This is a genomic window from Variovorax robiniae, assembly GCF_037889955.1.
Lineage (GTDB): Bacteria > Pseudomonadota > Gammaproteobacteria > Burkholderiales > Burkholderiaceae_C > Variovorax > Variovorax robiniae.
Genome location: NZ_JBBKZS010000066.1, coordinates 1 through 3,554 on the forward strand (window position 1 = coordinate 1; position 3,554 = coordinate 3,554).

General features: G+C 61.5%; 3 protein-coding genes. All 3 read left to right on the plus strand.

Going from position 1 to position 3,554, the window contains the following annotated elements; all coding sequences use genetic code 11:
• Positions 1-145: 145 nt before the first annotated feature.
• On the plus strand, positions 146-1,462 hold the full coding sequence (locus tag WKW79_RS37200; protein ID WP_479694204.1) for a DUF2345 domain-containing protein: 1,317 nt from the start codon (positions 146-148) through the stop codon (positions 1,460-1,462).
• Positions 1,449-1,988, plus strand: a complete 540-nt coding sequence (locus tag WKW79_RS36685) for a hypothetical protein (protein ID WP_340340140.1) — start codon at positions 1,449-1,451, stop codon at positions 1,986-1,988. Before WKW79_RS37200 ends, WKW79_RS36685 begins: the two co-directional genes overlap by 14 nt.
• A gap of 144 nt (positions 1,989-2,132) precedes the next feature.
• Positions 2,133-3,554 (plus strand): DUF6531 domain-containing protein (locus WKW79_RS36690; RefSeq protein ID WP_340340141.1); only part of this gene is annotated, 1,422 nt, incomplete at its 3' end.

Here is a 3,554-nt window from a genome sequence, read left to right on the forward strand (position 1 = left end):
GGAAGCCGCGCAGGAGGCCAAGGCCCACGAGTCGGGCGACCAGGATGCAGTCACCCAGGCCCTGAAGGCCCAGAACGATGCCATCAAGGGCAGTGGCGGCGACAAGGCCCAAGGCCAGTTCCCCGAACTCAATGAACCGCACCTGGTGCTGGCCAGCCCCGCGGGCATCGAGGCCACCACGGGCGGCTCCACGCACCTGGCCAGCAACGAGCACAACGCCTTCACCAGCGGTGGCCACACCAGCGTCAGCACCGGCAAGAGCTTCCTCGTGAGCTCCAAGGACGCGGTGCGCATCGCCGCCTTCGAGAAGGGCATCCGCATGGTGGCCGCGGCGGCGGACATCGACATCAAGGCGCTGAAGAACTGCATCAACGTCATTGCCAAGCTCGACATCAAGGTCGAGGCCAACAAGATCAGCATCACGGCCAAGGAGGAGGTGCTGATCAATGGCGGCACCAGCTACAGCAAGTGGAGCGCCAGCGGCATCGAGCACGGTACCAAGGGGCTGTGGCGCGAGCATGCGTCCGTGCACAGTCTCGTCGGGCCCAACAGCCTGGGTTCGCCGACGCTGCCCGAGACGATGAAGCTGGGCAAGGGGCAACTCGACCTGTTCAACCACTACCTCAAGCCCGATGGGGACAAGCGCCAGGGTGTGAAGCAGGGGGAGTACACGGTGACCGATGCCGAGGGCGGGGTGCACTCGGGCAGCTTGGATGCGCAGGGCTTTGCGAGCGTGGCGGGGCTTCCGATCGGCACGGCCAAGGTGGTGTTCGGCAAGGATCCGAGGGATCCGTGGGATGAGGCGAGTCACTTTCCGGATTCGGAGAAGTGGGCGGGGGATTTTGGCGGAAGCGACTTGCCTCCAAGCCCGCCAGCGCCATCCATTGCAGCGCCAAAGGGCGGCATCCCGTCTTCGAAACTGGGTGGAGGCGTGGACGCGTTGGTGGCCAAGTCGCCAACGCTGCAGAAGGACTTGGAAAAGTTGAAGACCGCAGGCTGGTCGATTGACTATGGGGAAGTCGGCAAGGGATCGTATGCCGACAGGGCCGCAAAAATCATCAACCTTGATGGCGCACTGGTGGAGGATCCGACCCAGGCGACGCAAGTCCTGGCTCACGAGGCTGGTCACGCGCTCTACCCGTACAAGGAGAATTTGTCATCGAAAGCTGCATATGTGAATGGTTGTCTGGCCGACGAGGGCGCGGCAACCCTCAACAACATAAAGGTTCAGAGAGAAATCATCGCCAATGGAGGCCCAGACATCGGAATTGCGGGTGATTCAAAGAATCATGCTGCCTACAACGCGGTCTATGACAAGTTTCTTGGCGACAAGAACACGCAAACCGCCATCAACTCCATTGGCAAGATATTCGGAAACAACGAAATGACTTCGACAACAAACCAGCCTTACGCGGACTACTACGGGAGCTACTACCCTGGGAAGACACGTGGGAAAAAATAGTACCTTCAAGCTGGCCACGGCAATTTTTGCAGGATTGACGCTGTTTGGCTATGCGAACACCGGAGTCACCAAAACGATGAATGATTCACTCAAGAACACTCCCCTGTCACTATGGGAGTTGGTTGACACGCTGAAGAATCGTGCACCCTATACCAGAGAGAAAATAGAGCTTGCGATCAATTCAAAATTGACAGAAGTCGAGTCAAGCAACGACGTGTTTCACTTTTATCGGGGTGGGGATTTGCCGCTTCGAGAAGGAATCGTCATATCGAAGGTCGATTTGCGCATCAAGCGCGCCGGAGTTCATCCGGGGTTTCTCGTTGTTGATCTGACCGGGACGTGCGTGCCCCTGGAAAGTGTCCAAAGACACTACGCAAGACTTGAGAGGACGGGCGTCCCTCGCGGCCGTTCTCTCGAGGAGGCCACAAGCTACTCTTCGTTGGAATCCTGGGGCAAGTTGTCATTCGGTTTTCGTGAAAAGAACCCAGGCTGCCTCGCCTTCATTGCGTTTGACCCCAAGACGTAGTTCGGTGGGCGCGCTGTCCTGCAGAGAGGGTTGGCAGGTCCGGCACAGGTGAGCAGGGGAGGGGTCCTTGAGGGATGCGATTCAGGGACCGGGTGCCGATCATTGAAATCGGCAGTGCATTTGATTCAGGGATAGAACAAAAAAATGTCAGAACAGGGAGCCCCGGCACCAGTGCCGGAGACGAAGGAGCGCGAGCGGCAAAAGGCCGTCGCGCCACTGGACACCATCGCCCCGCAGGACATCGCCGCGGCCAGCAAGTTCGTGGACGACTGGCTGCGTGGCTTCACCGGTGGCTACGTCACGCTGGAGCGCCTGACCATGGTGCTCGGCAGCATCCCCGTGGTCGGCAACATCATGGCGCTGGTCGATGTCTTCGTCGACGTCATCGTCATCGTCGAGAAGAAGGCCAAGGACTCCGTCGAAGAGTTCATGAACTGGGTCAGCCTGGGCATCAACCTGATCGGGCTGATTCCGCTGCCGGTGAACATGGCCGCCGCTCGCATGAGCCTGCGGCCGACCCTGCACCTGGTGCGCCAGCAACTCCGGAACACCACCTCCAACCTCGGCGAGGCACTCATCACGGTGCTGACCTCGCACCTGAACGCGACGCTTGCGGGCACGCTGGACAAGCACATCGAGGAAGCCATCGGCCTGCTGGACGACCTGCTGAAGAGGTGCGCAGACCTCTGCGACGCCATCGTCGACAACCTGACGAGCATCCTCAAGCGCGTGATCGGCCAGGAGGATCTCTTCAACGTCAACCCGCCAACGCCGGCAGCCAAGGTCCACGACCCGCGCGTGCAAGGCACCTGGGCCAGCCTGTGGAGCTCCGCGGTGCGCATGAGCAAGCAGACGGCCAATTTCGTCTACAGGGCCGCGGCGAGTCGGCTGCCCGAGGGCGTGACTGGCCGCATCAACGATGTGATCACGAGCCTCGCGGACTTCAAAGGCAACTTCCGCAAGAAGCTCACGCAACTGGCCAACGAGAAGGAAGAACGCAGCCTGAAGTGGCTCATGCGCAAGCTGCTGGCGGCTGTCCGTCGCAAGAAGGTCGAACTGGGCGCTTCCATCCCGCCCGCGCATGGTGCGCAGGCGTCGGCCGTCAAGCCCGGCACGCCGCTGGGAACTGTGGCGGTACAGGCCAAGGCCTACGGCGACGGTGGCACCTGCCCCTACCCGCCTATCTCTACCCAACGCGCCATCAACTTCGCCCTCGGCACGGAGAGCTTCACTCACACCGACTTCGTGCTGCCCGCGCCATTGGCCATCGTCTGGCGCCGGGCCTACCGCAGCGACCTGGTGGCGTATGACCAGGGCAAGCTGGGTGCGCGCTGGACCACCCCCTTCAGCAGTCGCGTGGACATCGCCAAAGCACCGCGTGGCCCACGTGAAGGCCAGTCCAGCTTCGTGTACCACGACGCCGATGGCCGCAGCCACGCCTTCCCCGTGCTGGCCGTCGGCCAGAGCCATCGCAACGAGATCGAGCAGATCACGGCCACGCGCCTGTCGCAGACGCTCCTCGTGCTGGACTTCGGCAAGCCCATGCCCGCGGGCGAGCAGGCCGAC